Origin of the sequence: Maribellus maritimus (genome assembly GCF_022267315.1) — a bacterium.
GTDB lineage: Bacteria > Bacteroidota > Bacteroidia > Bacteroidales > Prolixibacteraceae > Draconibacterium > Draconibacterium maritimum.
In genome coordinates, this window is sequence record NZ_JAIKLE010000027.1 from 45,694 (window position 1) to 62,368 (window position 16,675).

Sequence of the window (16,675 nt, forward strand, 5' to 3'; positions counted from 1 at the left end):
ACAATTATATTATAATATGGAAGGTATATTTTCAAAATATGAAAGAGATGAACTGAATAAGATTACAGCTAAATCAATCTTAGAAAAGTTGATGAATATTCGGCAAAAAATCGATGCCGGATTCATTGCAAGAAGGTTGGCCTGGGAACTCATTCAAAATGCAAAAGACAATGTAAGTCTTTGTAATGAACAAGGAGAACCGGTTGATATAAAAATAGAAATAACAGAAGATGAATTTATTTTTTCTCATAATAAGGGATATTTCACAAACGAACATATACGAGGACTTATAAGGAAGTATTCTTCCAGTGATAAGAATAGAGATGCTGATAATCTCGGGAAGTCATACAAAACAACTGGTCGTTTTGGGACTGGATTCATGACGACACATCTACTTTCTGAGAAAGTTAAAGTAATTAGTAATTACAAAAATGAAATTCAAACTTTCAATCCATTTTCTTTTTGGTTAAATAGGAGTGGGAAAGGTGAAAAAGAAATTATTCAAGGTATAAATGAAGCTTTTGAGGAAGCAGAAGCAAGTATACTGAGTAGTTCTAGTGTTCATTTGGACAAAAAGGTTCTTCAAACGTCTTTTATCTATCCTTTATCCGAGAAGAATAAATCATTAGCAGAAATTGCTTTTGATGAGGTTCGAAAAGGTATTGCTTATACTCTAATAAATGTCCCGGAAATAAACTCCGTTACTCTCTTCGAGGATTTGGTTGGCAACGAGACTTATAGTATTGAAAAAAAAGAGATTAATTCATATCAAGGGAATGAAATATTATTATACAATCTATTAATAAACGGTAAAGCAACAGAGAGCTACTATATAACAATTGAGAATATGAATGTTCGAATAATGCTTCCTATTTTCTTCTCGAATAGCGGCAACTATTCAGTTTTGCATCTGGCCGATTCTATTCCAAAGCTTCATTTAGATTTTCCGATGATAGGAACCGAAGATTTGAATTTACCTTTCATAATAAATAGTTCTCTGTTTGAGCCAACAGAAAAAAGGGATGGAATAAGTCTTATTGATGATGACGATAATGAATTTTCAAGATTGAATTGTGAATTAGTGCTCCAAGCTGTAGAGCTCTATAAAATACTTTTGTCATATATAGAGCAAAAAGCAAATTGGAATGATTTGTATAATTTGGCGCGAATAAAAAATCCCAAAAGGCACTCTTGGATCGATTTTGATTGGTTTAAAAAGAATGTAGTTGAAAATTTAAGAGAGGAACTCCTTTACGTTAAACTTGTAGACATTAATAAGGATGAAAGAGTTTCCATATGGAATAACAATGGTGAAAATCAGGTGTACTTCCCCCATGCAGATAATAATACCATTAGAGAGAAAGTTTGGAAGTTATCAAAAACATTATTTCCTCAGTCAGTTCCGATGAATCATATTGAGGAATGGGATAGAGTTATATGGAGTGATTGTTACAGTTTCTCAACTTCAAACTTGTCCCAAGAAATACATAAAAAGGGTAGCTTACATGACCTTTCTGAATTACTTAAAAAAGATGAAGAGAGTACAGTAGTCTTCCTTAATGATTATTACAATTTATTAAATGAAGAAGCAATTCATATTAAGGAAATAGTTACAGATGAATTTTCAGTAATACCCAATCAATTAGGAATCTTTAAAAAGAAGAGTGAACTGTATATTGATGAAGACATCGACAAAGAAGTAAAAAAAGCTTGTTCATTAATTAGCGCAGATCCTAAAGAATACCTAATACATAAAAAAGTACATACAGGTGCTGGTATTTTATATTCTGTAAAAAAACAAGACGATATTATAACGGAGATAAATAACATTATTCAAGAAAGTAAGAATGAAAATATCCCTAAAGTTTGTGATTATTTAGCTTCCCTGTTCCCTGATAAAAAAATTCCGGAAAAGCGAACACATATTTTCGAGTTTTCAAAAAGAGTTTATCCTGATGATTTTTCAAAAAAAAGAGAAGTTATTTATTGTGGGGATAAACTATGGGAAGAATCTGATAAAAAATCACTTTTTTATATCGTTTCAAAAATTGCTGAATATAAAAATGTTGAAGATGCAGCAAAAGCGTTGGGTTTTGAAGATGAAGACGATTTTTTAGAATGGCTAAATTCGTTAATCGCATTTTTAGTTAAAGAGAAATTTGAAAATAATATTAACAGAGAAAAACATCCCATTTTACCAAATCAAAGAGGAGATTTTTGTTCAAAAGAACATTTGTTTCTGGATGATGGAAGTATTGATGAAATACTAAAAGATATTTCAGAAGAACTGGGATATGACTTTAGGGAAGAATTATTGGATAAGTCAATATTTCTAGAGTTACCTGAAAACAGAACATTTACCATTGAAAATGTAGCTGAAAAAATATCCACATTTATAAAACCTATTTTAAGGGATGTCGATAAAAGAAAGGTGTATAAAGAAACTTTAAAAAAGTTTTATATATGGATGAATGAATATAGGAAAAAAGCTGATACGTATTTCTCAGATTTATTTGAAAAGAGATTTTTATTTCTGGAAGACGATGATATTTCTCAAAATATAAAAAAGGCAACAGAATTTGATCAATTGATGGAAGAACACGGAATTAAAAGCATAGAAGATTTGCGTAATCAGTTATCGAAACTTAACATTGATTCTCAAGAAAAAGAAGACGAGAAGATTGACATTACTCGTGAAATTCTGGTTAGCTTAGGAATCTCTTCTTCAGAAGAATTAGAAGAAGCCTTTAAAGACCCATCTATTTCTTCAAGATTTTATCATACTTCTACTCCAACAATTGAAATGTTCATTTATGCACAAAAACTTATTAAGAGAGCTAAACAAAATATAATTCAGTTTTTGGAGAATCATCCCGATTATGATTGTACGGATATGGAGGAAACTGCTCCTACAATTTTAGCAGGAATTATAAAAAATGGGGTATCAATCCAGATTGTTACCAGGCCTTCGGATAATGGCGAAGTTATTATTTACTATTCTTCAGAAAAAGATACTTTAGATAGTGACAATTCGGAACTTTGGGTTGACAATGGAGTTAATGACCCTCATATACTTACATTGGGAAGAATTCTTAAAAGTACAGGTATTAATAGAATACCAATAAATATGAATTAAAGCATGGAACTACAAAAACAAGTATCTTCAATTATATTACAACCCGAAAGTGAAGTATTAGAATATAAAGCAGTATTGCCTCCGTCTAAATCCATCGCACAAATAATTTGTTCTTTTGCAAATACAAATGGAGGGTTACTTATTTTAGGAGTTTCTGAAATTGGAGGGCTGAAAGTTTCAGGGTTAAGTGAGGATTTCCGTGCAACTTCTATAACTCATAAGGCAATAGATTTATTATCACCTAAACCAGTTGTTGATTATGGATACGTGGAGTATAATGATAAAAAGCTGTTTGCGATAAAGGTCGAAAAATCTAATGTTGTAGTTTCTCTTGAAGGAAAAATATTTATTAGACAGGGGGAAAAGATAATTCAAACAAATCCGACTACAAATATATTCCAAGCCGGAGGATATAATCAGATTTCAATAATTAATGCCCTTTTGGAGTCATTTAAAAGCAATACGACAGATTCAAAGTTCAAATTTCTAGAGCATTATCAGAGTGTTTTGAAAATGATCGACAACCTTAAGCCTTTATTATATCCTGAAGGTCCAGCCAAATTTACATCAATAAAAGAAGGAAAAGTTTTAAATAGAATCTTATTCTCTTCTGTAGTTGATAGCTTTGAAGCTTATTTGTCCGATATTCTTTTTGAGATTTATCTGGCTAAGCCCGATACATTAAAGTCTGAACAGATGGTAAAAGTCGAAGATGTATTAAATTGTTCGGACATACAGGATTTTATAACATTTTGGGCTAAACAGAAAATAGGTAAGTTACAGAAAGGAAGCGTAAGGGGATTTATTGCTGAAAATAAGCAGATTAAAGACCTGAATGTGATTGGCAAATCTGTCCAAGATGATATAGAAAGAATCTTGCAAATCAGACATTTATATTCTCACAGGAATGGGATTGTAGATGATAAATTCCTTAAATATTTTCCGGTTGGATACTCTAATGGAACGGAACATCAAATGTCAATTGATGAAGTTTTGGATAAAATAGAATATTTGGCAGGCATAGTTGACAAGATTGATAATGCAGCAATATTAAAATACAATTTGTCTACACTTTAAAAGATTCCCTACAACGCAAGAATTAAGAATTATTCAAACTCTATATCGAATATTTTTTGATTTAGTTCTGGTTTATTCTTAAATTTGGGAAAGCTATTTGGCAGTTCTGTGATGTGATGAATCCGATGCTTTGGGGAGTGGGTTCTGACACATGGGGACAATCAAATGACAGTGTCACGGTTACAATCTGGTTATAGGCCAATTTTTCAAAACCGTATATTGCTGGAAATAAATGAATTAAAGACATAGTTCGTCCCCTACCTGGGGAGCCAGTACAAAAAGACAAAAACTGTCAAATGATAAAAAACCGTGTAAGTCAGATACTTGCACGGTTTTTTATTTTTTGGTGAATGCCATTAAAAGACCCAAAAATGCCACTTTTAGGCCTGTTTTGGTTACAATTTGGTTACAGAAGAAATCTTAAAGTCTCCTGTAACCATTTTTTAAAAGTCTTCATAAGTCTCTGTATTGTCGCTTTTTGACCATTTCCAAGAGAAGATTGAATACAACTATCAACGAATAAAGGACGAAGTGGCTCAGATTATTGTGGATAAACTGGCTAGAATTAAGAGTGAAACCTAAACTGAAAGCATCACGATTCAATGTCATTCTTTACTCAGGTAATTCCTTTTTGTCTGATAAAGCAATAAATAGGCACGTTTTGTCTTATCATTTAGAAAAGAACGACGAGTTAATTCTTCAACCATCGGTTGTCTTTGCAGGTAAAGAGCAAGGATTTTATCCCTTCGTTTTTCATTTATTCCGAATCTTCCCGCCAACTCCTGAAAGTCGTGCAATCCGGGGTGATTGCTTTTTTTCATTTCCTCCGATTTGAAACCATCACTGAATAATCCGCCATCCAATGCAAAATCCGAATCATCTGTGTGGATTCTTGTATTAAGCAAGTCATAGGCCGGACTTAACACATAATCTCCACTGGGTGTTTCAATGAGTGAAAAGTTTTTCAGATGTGCATCTCCGTTTGAAAACAAGAAGTTAAAAACAATCAACGAATACAACTTTTCGATTTCCACCCGCCGGGCAGGAACATATTTCTTCAGTAACTCACCCACAGCCTCATAGCTGTAATCGTACTTGAAATTATGCCCCGTGTTTCCTTCTATTTTCCCTGCCAGTGTTGCAAAATCTTCCTGTCCCCATTTCGAACCATCCTCCTTTACATCGAACCGTTTGGTGATATAAGCAGGTTCTCCATTATCGAAAAAAATCAGTACATTTTCAGCAATTTGCAAACCATATACCTGCCGGGCAATCTGCATGGTCAGATGTTCGTTTGCCGGAACCTGGTCAACACTTTTTACATCCCTGGGGATAGGCTTTAATATGTAAGTTCCCTGTTCACCTTCTTCGGTCAGGCGTAATTTATTTTTGTCAAGCAGAAGCGATAGTTTTTCCTGTACGCCGGAAATTGAAATCCGTTTCCGGTTTTCTATAAATTTCTCAGCATCTTCTTCATTGCTTTGCGGAGGTGCATACGGCAATATGTGGCTCACTTTTCGTCCATCAAAAACCCGTCTTAAACAAGCTGTACTGTAAGTAGCAAACCCTTCTGCTAGTGTCCCCGGACAATATTTTATTTCTGGCAAACTCATTCTTTTATCTCTGAAATGGTTATTGCTCCAATGGTATCGGTTTTTGCGGTTGCCAGTAACAAACCAAAATAGTCTTTTTCGTCTATCTTTAAATGACGACTTTGCAACTGCCTGTTCACACCTTCCGACAACATATTAAAGAAAAACGGGAATAAATATTCCGATTTATAAACTTGTTGACTTTTCGGCATAGTAAGACTAATTGGAGGAAGATCTCCGTTGGCAAACCAACTATCATCATATCTGAACTCGTAATCGTTTGTTGAAAATTGGGAGAGTACCCCAACTTGTTCTCCATTTCTATAAACATTCGCTTTTCGCATCGCTTACAGCTTTGGTTGTTTTACTTCAAGCTTTAATTCCATCCCCAAGATATCCGTAATTTTATTAAGTACTTGAATAGTTGGATTCGCCTGTCCGCGTTCAATTTTGTATAGTGTATTTATGCTGATAGCCGCCATCTCAGCCAAGTCAGGCTGGGTAATCCGAAGCACTTTTCTTCTTTCCTTTATTTGCACCCCTATTTCTGAAACTGTCATTATAATATGATTTTGAGGTAAAATTAATTGTTTTAATAGATAAAAACAATAAAAATCATATTATACTGTGATTTTTGGTGAAAAATCAAAATTGCTGTTGATTTGGCGTTTCTAAATCACATTGTATTGTGATTTTTTTTGTATCAAGTTATTTTTAACATTGTATATAAGATTTTTCGACGCAACCAAATACCGGGAAATAACGTCATATTTTTTAAATCAATTACTGTGAAAACTATCAGGATTTTATTTGTATTTATGCTGTCACTTGTCTTATTTTCATGCGAAAAAGATGAGTTGGATATTGAAAATCCAGATGTAAGGTTGTTTGTTGAACAACTAAAGAATGGCTCTTATAATCAATTTGAACGTAACGAAAATGGTGAAAAAGTAGGTGCAATAATGCCTGCTTTTAACTTAAAACATGTATCCCAACTAATCGGTTATGCTGCTGATACTTCTTTCATCCCCAATTTAAGCTGTGTCCCAATCAATCCAATATCTTCTCGCTTGATGTGGCCAGTAAACAGGCCGGGGAAGGTATTTTTAGGAGAATATCTATTATGGTGTGCCCAATATGCAATGGATGGTCATTTCCCTTCTTTGGATCCATATTTGGTTAATATTAATGAAGAAAAAACAGGAAAAGGAATAACAGCTAAAGAAGTATTACTTGTCAGAGATTATTATGAAAAATGGTGGAATCTTCATAATAAAAATGTTTTAGAAGCTCCTCACCCATTAGCAGGGATAGCTTATTCTTGGTTTTAAATACGACTATAATGTCGTATCAATCCCCTCCAATGCCAACCCGGAAATCCCAACTCGAATGAACTGCCCCGCTGCGAGCAGACGGAGTATCACAAAGGAATGAGTTCGTCAATTCGCTGCAAGCAGGGGGGAACTAACCCCAGATTAGACTGACAGTTAACCAAACTACACCTCATAGAGTTGATTGCAACATTGAACTTTAAATGGAGCGGACAGAACAAGAGGCCTTCTCAACCACTTTCTTTTCCCAATTTTTTGAATACCTGCCGGTATTGGGAAATACCAGTTTCAGCTTTGCAAATTTACAGGCTGTAATTTTTCTTTCTACAGTTGTCCGAATTTTACTTTTCTCCTAAATAGTAAGAAGTTACCGGCGACTGAAAATACCCCATTGAACGATGAACCACATCAGAACGATATAAGGGATCTTGCATCAAACAATTTCTTTTGTCTTTTGCCGGAATAGTTGTAGTGTAAATCAATAACTTTCCCGGAACTGCTGTAATCAGTTCCTCACGCCAGTCACCATATATATCGGCCATCATCATTACTGTTCCCTGAATACTATCAATATGTGTTTTCCCGTGGTACTTGACAATCGATTTGAAACGCGAAAAACGACGGTTTGAGTTTTCGGGATTTGGTGTACTGACAATATTTTCGCGAAGCAAATCTTCATCCCAAAATATCCAGTCGCGCGGAGAAGGAACATCTTCATTCATGGCAATTATATTTCCTTTTGCGTCGAGTAAATATTTATCTGTTCTACCTGCTTTTGAATCTTCGGTTGCCATACATTCCAGTCCCGGCAATTCTGGAAAAATATCGGCCACCATGCCATCGCCAATGTGTTGGGTAAACTTATTAATTGCCCAGATTCTTTCTCCTGTTTTTGCATCAACTATACACACTCCCAAACTGTCGTGCCAAACTTCTACAGCATAAAATCCTTCCAGACCGGGTCTGTCAGGAATTATATCTGTAAAAAAACTTTTGTCCGGATGTCCCAGACCTGTTGAATACAATAAAGTCCCGTTGTCGTCTAAAACAGCCGATCCGAGCGCAATTTCATCTCGTCCATCACCATCAACATCTACTGTTTGCATGCCGTGTGCTCCCTGCGAACGAATCACAGGATTTTCTTCATCGCCATCCCAGCGCCAGACTTTTTCCAGTTTTTTGTTTTTGTATTGGTAAGCATCTACAATCATCAAACGATACGTACCTCGAGCCACGAGCAAAAAAGGCGTTTTCCCGTCGAGATAAGCCATGCCCATTTGGTTGCGGTTGTTCCGGTTATATTTTCCAAATCGTGGATTTCTGGCTGGCCAGTCAACTTTACAAACTTCATTTCCGGTCATTCCATCTAAAATTGAACAATATTCGGGACCATCAAAAACACGTCCTTCGGCATCACGGAAATCCTCATCGATTGGCGCAGTTTTAAGGGCTACTTCAGCTTTGCCATCACCGTCAAAATCATAAACTACCATTGGAGAATACCAGATTCCCAACTCAATGTTCCATCCCAAATCTTTACGCCACAAAAAAGTTCCGTCGCTTAAATAAGCTTCTATTTTAAAAGTGGTATCGCTTTTCCGCCAAACGCCGGGGTCAACCCGACCTCCCGGTTGTTTTATTACAAAATCATACTCACCATCGCCATTTAAATCTCCAACAGCAACGCGATCGGGCCAATAGTCTCCATCAAATTTAATGGTTTTGAACACGTTATTTTCAATTGCTTTTAGCTCAGTTTCCGCCAAAACGTCGCCTTCCGAATCTTCGAGCGAATACAAAATGATTTTTCCCGAGCCTACACTTTCATCCACAAAATCGGTAGTTGATTTTATCGGGTCCTTACTCAGTTTTGTCTTTTTCCCATCAACCGTCTTGTACAAATCAAAAGTAACGGTTTCAGCATCTTTTTTAAGGATTCGCCAACCTATATACGCTTCATTTTTTTCGATTCTAACTGCTATTAATCCCCGGTTCAGCTTTTCATCGAAACGGGTTTTCGCCCAACCTTTCACCTTTGGTTTTTCAACGTGATCCGGATTAATAACTTCGTAATTGTATAATCGTTCACGCGGGTCCTGGGCAAAAACGAACTGCACTGCAACAAAAAAAAGGATAAAAAATGATAATTTCATAGTCTGACTTTTTTGAAGTTCTTGGATTTAGATTAGTTATTCGTTTAATTTACTATTCAAAAATACCATATTCAAATTAAAGAAAATCAGTACTTATTGATTAAAGTTCGTAATAATTTCAAATTAGGATTGCCTCAAAAGCAAGTTCTGAAGATTTCACGGATTTAAAAAAAAATAGTTTTTACCATGAGAAAATCAGCGTTCATAGCATTAATCGCTATTTCTATTTTATCAACCAATTGCCAGGTGAGTCAACCTGAAGAACCAGTCTCCGGCACAATACAATTTACCGGAATTGAATTTGAAATGCCTGAAATAAACAAGCCTGTTATTCCCGATAATGAAGTAAATATTGTTGATTTTGGCGCCAAAAGCGGCGGACAGTTTTTAAATTCAGAAGCGTTTGAAAAAGCGATAGCTGCCGTAAGCGAAAAAGGCGGCGGGAAAGTTATCATTCCTGCGGGTATTTGGCTCACTGGTCCGATTATTTTGAAAAGCAATCTTGAACTTCATGCCGAGGCGGGCGCTTTAATCATCTTTTCAACCAATAAAGATTTGTACCCGGTAATTGAAACCAATTTTGAAGGACTGAATACATTTCGTTGCATGTCGCCAATTTATGGAAAGAATCTGGAGAATATAGCCTTTACAGGCTCAGGCGTTTGGGATGGTTCGGGGGATGCCTGGCGCTACGTTAAAAAAAGTAAGCTAACTGAAAGTCAATGGGAAAAACTGGTTGCTTCCGGCGGAATTGTAAACGAAAGAGAAGACGGCTGGTATCCTTCGGAACAATTCAGAAAAGGAATGCTGGGAAGCGGAGACCAGAATGTCCGCGATGATTTGAAAACCAAAGAAGATTTTGAGCAAATACGCGATTATTTGCGCCCGGTAATGGTTAGCATTCAAAACAGTAAACGGGTAATGCTGGATGGGCCGGTTTTTCAGAACTCGCCGGCATGGTGCTTACATCCTTTATTGGTTGAAGGCTTAATCGTAAAAAATGTAACTGTGCGGAATCCGTGGTACTCGCAAAATGGCGATGGAATTGACATTGAATCGTGCAAAAATGTGTTGGTTGAAAATTGCAATTTTGATGTAGGCGACGACGCCATTTGTATAAAATCGGGCAAAAACAAAGAAGGCAGAGACCGCGGCATTCCTTGTGAAAATCTGGTGATAAGAGATAATGTTGTTTACCACGGGCATGGCGGGGTTACAGTAGGCAGTGAAATGTCGGGCGGAGTAAAAAACATGCATGTTTCAAACTGTACTTTTATGGGAACCGATGTGGGATTGCGTTTTAAAAGTACCCGCGGAAGAGGAGGTGTTGTTGAAAATATTTTTATTTCGGATGTGCGAATGACCAACATTCCAACTTTTGCCATTTCTTTTAATTTGTATTACGGAGGGAAATCGGTTTCTGAAATGATGGAAGCTGGTGGACTGGAGAGTTCGGAGGAAATGATGCCGGTTACAGAAGAAACGCCGCAATTCAAAAACATCTCGATTTCAGACATCACTTTAAAAGGTGCAATGCAGGCGGTGTTATTGCAGGGGCTACCCGAAATGAATATTGAAAATGTAGAATTAAAAAATTTGTTACTGGAAGCCGATAAAGGTTTTTTGGTGGTTGACGCTGATAACGTTACCATCGAAAACATCGAACTCATAACAGAGGCGAACCAGGCTTTTCAGATTTTCAATAGTAAAAATATTAGTTTGAATGAAATCAATTTTCATTTCAAGGCTGAAAACAACATTGTTGTGAATGGTGAAAAATCGGATAACATTGAACTTGTCTCAAAACCAGGCCAAAACCTTGAAGACTTTACCCAAACCGGAAATGAAATAAAAGAAAATGCGGTAATCTTCAAATAGCGTTGAATATGAAAAAATTAGTGATAACCGGCATATTATTCATTCTTTTAATTAATGCATGCAAAACTGAAAAAGCAGATATTTCAGTTTATTCAATTGGCGATTCAACCATGGCCAATAAAAAAGCTGAAGTGTATCCGGAAACAGGATGGTGCCAGGTAGTCGGACAGTTTTTTGATGAAACAGTTACAGTGCATAACCACGCTGTTAACGGACGAAGTTCAAAAAGTTTTATCGATGAAGGAAGATGGCAGGCAGTGCTCGACAGTCTGCAAAAAGGCGATGTGGTTTTTATACAATTCGGACACAACGACCAAAAGGATTACGATTCCACACGTTATACAACCCCGTTTGAAACTTATTCTGAAAACCTTACAAAATTTGTAGAAGAATCACGCGAAAAAGGTGCTACACCAGTACTCTTTACTTCCATCATCCGGCGAAAGTTTGGTGAGCATGGAAAACTAGCCGATACACACGGAGATTATCCGGTGGCCACAAGAAAAGTGGCCGATAATTTGGATGTTCTTTTAATTGATCTTCAGAAAATAACTGAAACGTGGGTGAATGAGCTTGGCGACGAAGATTCAAAAAAAATGTTTCTTTGGACCGAGCCCAACGAACGATTTAAGGAAGGTAGGAAAGATGACACCCATTTATCGGTTAAGGGCGCTACAAAGGTTGCACAACTTGCCATTCAGGAATTGAAAAAAGCAAACCTTAAAATCTCCGAAAGAATAAATTTTGAAGAAGAAATAAGAAAAGAAGATGATTAGTTGGAAGATAATGTCGAATTTAAGCAAATACAAAAAGTGTACTGGACGAAAATTTGGCGCGGGCCGGCGCGGAAATGCGGGGGAGAAGCATAAATTTTCTTGATTCTTTTTATTTCGTTTTTCTCATCAAGGAGAAAAATAAAAACCCGTCCGGCAGGACAAAAGGCAACTTCGTAAAAAATTAATTTTTAATGATAAGAAAATATGTACATGAAACGTCGCCATTTTATAAAAACAGCTACTACAGGTTTATTGTCGGCACCATTAATTACAAACGGAATTATCACAAATTTTCACAACGGTCCTCAAAAAGAATCTGAATTTGTAAAGAAAATAAAACCCATCGGAAGAATTTTGGAAGAAGAAGGATACTACGTTTGGTGTAATACTCCCATTTATGGCAAAGACGGTAAAGTTCATGTTTTTTATTCACGCTGGCAGGATGAATACGGAATGAGTGGCTGGATTAGCAAATGTGAAATTGCGCACGCTGTTGCAGATTCTCCGGAATCCGGGTTTAGGCATATTGAAACCACTATAAAACCCAGGCCCGGACTTTTTGATGCAACTACCTGCCACAATCCGCATATTCAATTTCACGATGGAAAATACTATTTGTTTTACATGGGTAATTCAAACGGCCGGACCAATACAAAAAGAATTGGATTAGCAATTGCAGACGATGTAAACGGGCCGTGGGAAAGAAAAGATACACCGCTGCTTGAAACAGGTGAACCCGGTGCGTGGGACGACCATTGCACAACGAATCCGGCATTATTAAAACATCCCAACGGACAGTTTTGGTTATACTACAAATCGTGGAACAACAAAAAATACGAAGAAGCCACGGGCGGAATCCGCGGAAATCGAAAGTATGGCCTTGCCATTGCCGATAAAATTGAAGGGCCGTATAAAAAATATAACGGAAACCCGGTGATTGATTTTTCATATTTGGGCGATAATCAGCAACTCGAAGATGCTTATGTTTGGTTTGAAAACGGGCTGTTTAAATTGATTGCCCGCGACATGGGATTTTACAATCATGAATATGGTTTGCTTTTTAAGTCGAAAGACGGGTTAAACTGGAATAAACCCGAAATTGCCTACTACGAAACCGATCATTATTTCAAACAACCTCCAAAACCAAAACATTTAAACAGATACGGAAGGTTGGAAAGACCGCAGTTATTAATGAAAAACGGAAAACCCGAATACCTTTTTACAACCTCGCAGGGAGGAAAATACAACACTGCAAGCGGGTATGTTTTTAAAATTGAACAGGAATAAAACTGAATTTTATGAAAGCTTTAATTATTTCTCTGGCCTTTCTTTTAATTGTTTCGGCACAATCGGCCAGCGGACAAAATGAGAAAAACGCTCCGCAAACTGCTATTAAACTTGCAAATGCAGTTATGGCGCGGTATGATAGTTTAATCCATTACAACAATAATAAACCCTCGTACGGTTATGATTATGCTTTTTTAGGTTGGGCCATTGATAAACTGGGAAAATATGATCAAAAATATTCGGATTACATGCAGGCTTATATCGATTATTTTGTTGACGAAAATGGCGAAATAAAGGGTTACCGCATGTCGGATTATAACATTGATCAAATTCGCCCTGGATTAAACATGCTGGAACTAACTGAAAGAACAGATGACAAGAAATACAAGATTGCGATTTTAACTTTGGTGGAGCAAATAAAAAATCAGCCACGAACAAATTCCGGTGGATTTTGGCATAAGAAGCGCTATCCATATCAAATGTGGCTCGATGGACTTTATATGGCGTCGCCGTTTGTAGCAAGGTATGCGCGGGATTATGGGCAGCCTGATTTTTTTGATGAAGTGACATTTCAGATTCAGGAAGTGTACCAACGAACACTGGACAAAGAAACAGGCCTGGTTTATCATGCGTGGGACGAGAGCCGTGAACAAAAATGGAGTAACCCGAAAACGGGACAATCAAAACATTTTTGGAGCCGGGCAACCGGTTGGTACATGATGGCCATGGTTGACGTGCTCGATTATCTCCCTGAAAATCATCCGCAAAAAGATGGGGTTATCTCAATTTTGCAGAAATTAAGCGGCGCCCTTTTAAAAGTTCAGGATGAAAAAACAGATCTTTGGTACCAGGTATTGGATCAGGGAGGAAGAGAAGGAAATTACCTGGAAACATCGGGAAGTGCCATGATAATTTACGCTTTTGCCAAAGGGGCAAAAAAAGGTTACCTCGACAAGTCTTACCTCAAAATTGCTGATTCCGCATTTGACAGTTTGATGAAAAACCTGGTTGTTACCGAAGACGACGGATTACCCGTTTTGACCAATGTTTGCGGAGCGTGTGGTTTAGGCGGAAATCCATACCGGGCAGGCGATTACAACTATTATATTTCTGAAAAAAGGATTGATAATGACCAAAAAGGAATGGCACCGCTAATTTTAGCTGCCATTGTATTAAATAAATAAGATTACGGAATAATCTAATCTAAAAATCGTATCCGGTTCTTTCCGGATATTTCAATCAAATCCTTTAAATCGTAATACTGTAAAACACCATAAAGAACATTGGAATATACATTTCTCTGCATCGGATTTTTCAGAAATTCGGTATAACTTTTTATCGAACCTGTAATTTCTGTTTTTGATATTCTTTCGTCAAGAAAAGTGGCGTGAACCGCAACAGGGCCGTACGTTCCATTGGCCTTAATCTTAACTATTCTTCCTTTCAAAATCGATTCAGTGTCAGCAAAGTCTAAAATAGTTTTTACATCAATTACTCTTTGCCCCACAATTGGTTTTCCAATGTGCATACTAGTCATAGCATTTCTATACTCACGGTTCCAGTATTTTGTGTCGTTTAAACTCAAAGGATCTGCAGTTTCGCCGTATCCTCTTAAATCAGCAACAATCAATATTTCACCCTGATTTGCATAAGACTCCATTGTTCTAGCATCACTCAAAATTTCATCTTTACCACCTTCATTTAAAAAGACAGTAATCTGACTTTCAGGAGTAATATTTCCCGGAAGTACAAGTACACAAGGCAAAGGCATCTGTTTTGGTCTGATAATCTGATATTTTTGTATATCGTAAGTTCTCATTTTAATTTCCCCTGTTTGTTCGGGAGATATTTCTTCCAATTCATTTCCAATACACAGAATTTCATTAACCTTTCCGGTTATCGTATTTAAATCGTTTTTAAGGAACTGAATTCTTTGCTCCTCTGTAGTTTTGGCTTCATTTAAAAAATAATCAGGGACTGAAATATTATCTGCAATAGCTGAATTTACTTGTCCGGTGCTGGTGCATCGAAGGTCTTCTTCGGGAATATGAAATAACTCTGTTTCAACAACAGGCGTGTCATCATTCAACATCCATTTTTTAAACCATGTAACCAAAGCTTCCCGTTTGGGTTTGGGCATTCCATGTCCGTTTTGCACTGAAAACATACTTACTTTTTCCGGGCTACCTAACGCGGTATACCCTTTTTTTAACTCTTTAAAAGCTTGCGTTGCTCCCCAATAATCGACAAAATCGTATTTCCCGGACAGAATTAAAACCGGTTTGGGTGCTATCATCAAAACAAAGTCCGCTATTTCTAAATGTTCCCTCCCTTCGTAAGGAATATGTTGACAACCATCGGATGGACCATAAATTTCCAAAACTTTTTCTCTTTGAGTAAAATAACTGCAAACCGAGGCTACTTTAATTCGTTCATCGAGACCAATTAAATAGGATGTTTGTGTCCCTCCTCCCGAACTTCCGTATGCGCCGATATTGTTTTTGTCAATATCCTCCCGGCTTACCAGGTAATCAATTGCTCGGTGGTTATCCCAAAATTCCAGAGCTGCCAGGCTTGTTCCCAATAAATTTGCACCCGCATTTAACAGAGTATGTTCGGTTGTTGCTCCCCGGGTTAGTGTATTGCTATCGTCATCAATAAACTGAATACGTTCACCCTGCCCGATTGGGTCTACTACCAAAACAGCAATTCCGTTTTGTGCAAAAAGTAAAGCCGAATTTGATGCCGGAATTTTTCCACCCAACCCGTGCCCACAAAGTTGTACTGCCGCCGGAAATGGTCCCTCCCCATCTGGAATATACAGGTTGGCTGTAACATAACGATGGGGCAAACTTTCAAATATAATTTTTTCAATACGAAAACCTTCATACGCAGAACTCCCTGTAAAACGGGCATTTAGATTGCCTTTTTCAGGAAGACCTCCCATTATCTTTTTATATCGCTGAATACAGTCATCCCGATACGCAATCATTTTTTCTTTTGAGACAAATGCTTTTTCAATTTCTATTTTTCTGTCAGCGTACTGTTGATGAACATCGCGCAGCAAATAATTATTGTATGCAGTACTCATTCGCCAGGGAAGTGTATTATAACTAATTTGCGCATTCAATCCAAAATGAAATACAAAGAGGATACAAAGAATAGTTATCGGTTTAGTTTTTTTCACTTTTTTTGCGTATTGAAATTCTTAATAAAAATTTTACCGATTAAATTAATCAAATATTTCCATTAGGGGCTTAATTCACACCAAACTTTCTCAAATCAGGTTCCAACTAACAGGGGAATTGAACAGGACAAAAATGCAATTTTCGATTTTTTTTATGGAAATTTTTAAAATCCTTGGTATCGAGGAGTGTTCGTATAAGTTTTGTGAATTCGCAGGTTGTAACTTTCCTTCTATTTTCAACAACATCGAAATTTTCCC

General features: G+C 36.8%; 12 protein-coding genes. 7 read left to right on the forward strand and 5 right to left on the reverse strand.

All coding sequences use genetic code 11. From position 1 onward, the window contains the following. The first annotated feature begins 16 nt into the window (after positions 1-16). On the forward strand, positions 17-3,136 hold the full coding sequence (locus K5G00_RS20695) for a sacsin N-terminal ATP-binding-like domain-containing protein (RefSeq protein ID WP_238768147.1): 3,120 nt from the start codon (positions 17-19) through the stop codon (positions 3,134-3,136). Between the two features lie 3 nt (positions 3,137-3,139). Beyond that, complete coding sequence (locus tag K5G00_RS20700; protein ID WP_238768148.1) at positions 3,140-4,213, forward strand: AlbA family DNA-binding domain-containing protein; 1,074 nt, start codon at positions 3,140-3,142, stop codon at positions 4,211-4,213. A 605-nt stretch (positions 4,214-4,818) separates the two neighbouring features. Here K5G00_RS20700 and K5G00_RS20705 read toward each other — a convergent pair. The 3 genes from K5G00_RS20705 to K5G00_RS20715 are packed head-to-tail and all read right to left on the reverse strand — an operon-like array spanning position 4,819 to position 6,365. Then, positions 4,819-5,826: a type II toxin-antitoxin system HipA family toxin gene (locus K5G00_RS20705; protein ID WP_238768149.1), complete on the reverse strand. Its 1,008-nt coding sequence runs from the start codon at positions 5,824-5,826 to the stop codon at positions 4,819-4,821. Continuing rightward, a complete protein-coding gene (locus K5G00_RS20710; RefSeq protein ID WP_238768150.1) occupies positions 5,823-6,149 on the reverse strand; it encodes a HipA N-terminal domain-containing protein in 327 nt (108 codons plus the stop codon). Before K5G00_RS20710 ends, K5G00_RS20705 begins: the two co-directional genes overlap by 4 nt. A 3-nt stretch (positions 6,150-6,152) precedes the next feature. Beyond that, a complete protein-coding gene (locus tag K5G00_RS20715) occupies positions 6,153-6,365 on the reverse strand; it encodes a helix-turn-helix domain-containing protein (RefSeq protein WP_238768151.1) in 213 nt (70 codons plus the stop codon). Between the two features lie 228 nt (positions 6,366-6,593). On the opposite strand from K5G00_RS20715, the gene K5G00_RS20720 reads away from it, so the two are divergent. Further along, complete coding sequence (locus K5G00_RS20720; RefSeq protein WP_238768152.1) at positions 6,594-7,136, forward strand: DUF4943 family protein; 543 nt, start codon at positions 6,594-6,596, stop codon at positions 7,134-7,136. Between the two features lie 341 nt (positions 7,137-7,477). Here K5G00_RS20720 and K5G00_RS20725 read toward each other — a convergent pair whose 3' ends face one another. Continuing rightward, positions 7,478-9,289: a rhamnogalacturonan lyase family protein gene (locus K5G00_RS20725; protein ID WP_238768153.1), complete on the reverse strand. Its 1,812-nt coding sequence runs from the start codon at positions 9,287-9,289 to the stop codon at positions 7,478-7,480. 186 nt (positions 9,290-9,475) lie between these two features. Between K5G00_RS20725 and K5G00_RS20730 the strand changes: the two genes are divergently transcribed. From K5G00_RS20730 to K5G00_RS20745, 4 genes are all read left to right on the forward strand, one after another. After that, entirely contained in the window at positions 9,476-11,167 is a 1,692-nt protein-coding gene (locus tag K5G00_RS20730) for a glycoside hydrolase family 28 protein (protein ID WP_238768154.1), read from the forward strand. An 8-nt stretch (positions 11,168-11,175) separates the two neighbouring features. After that, the gene (locus K5G00_RS20735; RefSeq protein WP_238768155.1) at positions 11,176-11,943 is read left to right on the forward strand and encodes a rhamnogalacturonan acetylesterase; all 768 of its coding nucleotides are present in this window, start codon (positions 11,176-11,178) and stop codon (positions 11,941-11,943) included. 210 nt (positions 11,944-12,153) lie between these two features. Continuing rightward, complete coding sequence (locus K5G00_RS20740; protein ID WP_238768156.1) at positions 12,154-13,230, forward strand: glycoside hydrolase family protein; 1,077 nt, start codon at positions 12,154-12,156, stop codon at positions 13,228-13,230. Between the two features lie 11 nt (positions 13,231-13,241). Then, positions 13,242-14,414, forward strand: coding sequence for a glycoside hydrolase family 88/105 protein (locus tag K5G00_RS20745; RefSeq protein WP_238768157.1), 1,173 nt, complete (start codon positions 13,242-13,244; stop codon positions 14,412-14,414). Between the two features lie 14 nt (positions 14,415-14,428). Here the strand turns inward: K5G00_RS20745 and K5G00_RS20750 are convergent, their stop codons facing one another. Next, the gene (locus tag K5G00_RS20750; RefSeq protein ID WP_238768158.1) at positions 14,429-16,417 is read right to left on the reverse strand and encodes an alpha/beta hydrolase family protein; all 1,989 of its coding nucleotides are present in this window, start codon (positions 16,415-16,417) and stop codon (positions 14,429-14,431) included. Positions 16,418-16,675: the final 258 nt, after the last annotated feature.

What these genes read in the sequence shown, in the direction of transcription:
- K5G00_RS20715 (WP_238768151.1), bottom strand. Translation starts at nt 6,365, where the DNA reads ATGACAGTTTCAGAAATAGGGGTGCAAATAAAGGAAAGAAGAAAAGTG.
- K5G00_RS20740 (WP_238768156.1), top strand. Translation starts at nt 12,154, where the DNA reads ATGAAACGTCGCCATTTTATAAAAACAGCTACTACAGGTTTATTGTCG.
- K5G00_RS20745 (WP_238768157.1), top strand. Translation starts at nt 13,242, where the DNA reads ATGAAAGCTTTAATTATTTCTCTGGCCTTTCTTTTAATTGTTTCGGCA.
- K5G00_RS20735 (WP_238768155.1), top strand. Translation starts at nt 11,176, where the DNA reads ATGAAAAAATTAGTGATAACCGGCATATTATTCATTCTTTTAATTAAT.
- K5G00_RS20710 (WP_238768150.1), bottom strand. Translation starts at nt 6,149, where the DNA reads ATGCGAAAAGCGAATGTTTATAGAAATGGAGAACAAGTTGGGGTACTC.
- K5G00_RS20725 (WP_238768153.1), bottom strand. Translation starts at nt 9,289, where the DNA reads ATGAAATTATCATTTTTTATCCTTTTTTTTGTTGCAGTGCAGTTCGTT.
- K5G00_RS20730 (WP_238768154.1), top strand. Translation starts at nt 9,476, where the DNA reads ATGAGAAAATCAGCGTTCATAGCATTAATCGCTATTTCTATTTTATCA.
- K5G00_RS20700 (WP_238768148.1), top strand. Translation starts at nt 3,140, where the DNA reads ATGGAACTACAAAAACAAGTATCTTCAATTATATTACAACCCGAAAGT.
- K5G00_RS20705 (WP_238768149.1), bottom strand. Translation starts at nt 5,826, where the DNA reads ATGAGTTTGCCAGAAATAAAATATTGTCCGGGGACACTAGCAGAAGGG.
- K5G00_RS20695 (WP_238768147.1), top strand. Translation starts at nt 17, where the DNA reads ATGGAAGGTATATTTTCAAAATATGAAAGAGATGAACTGAATAAGATT.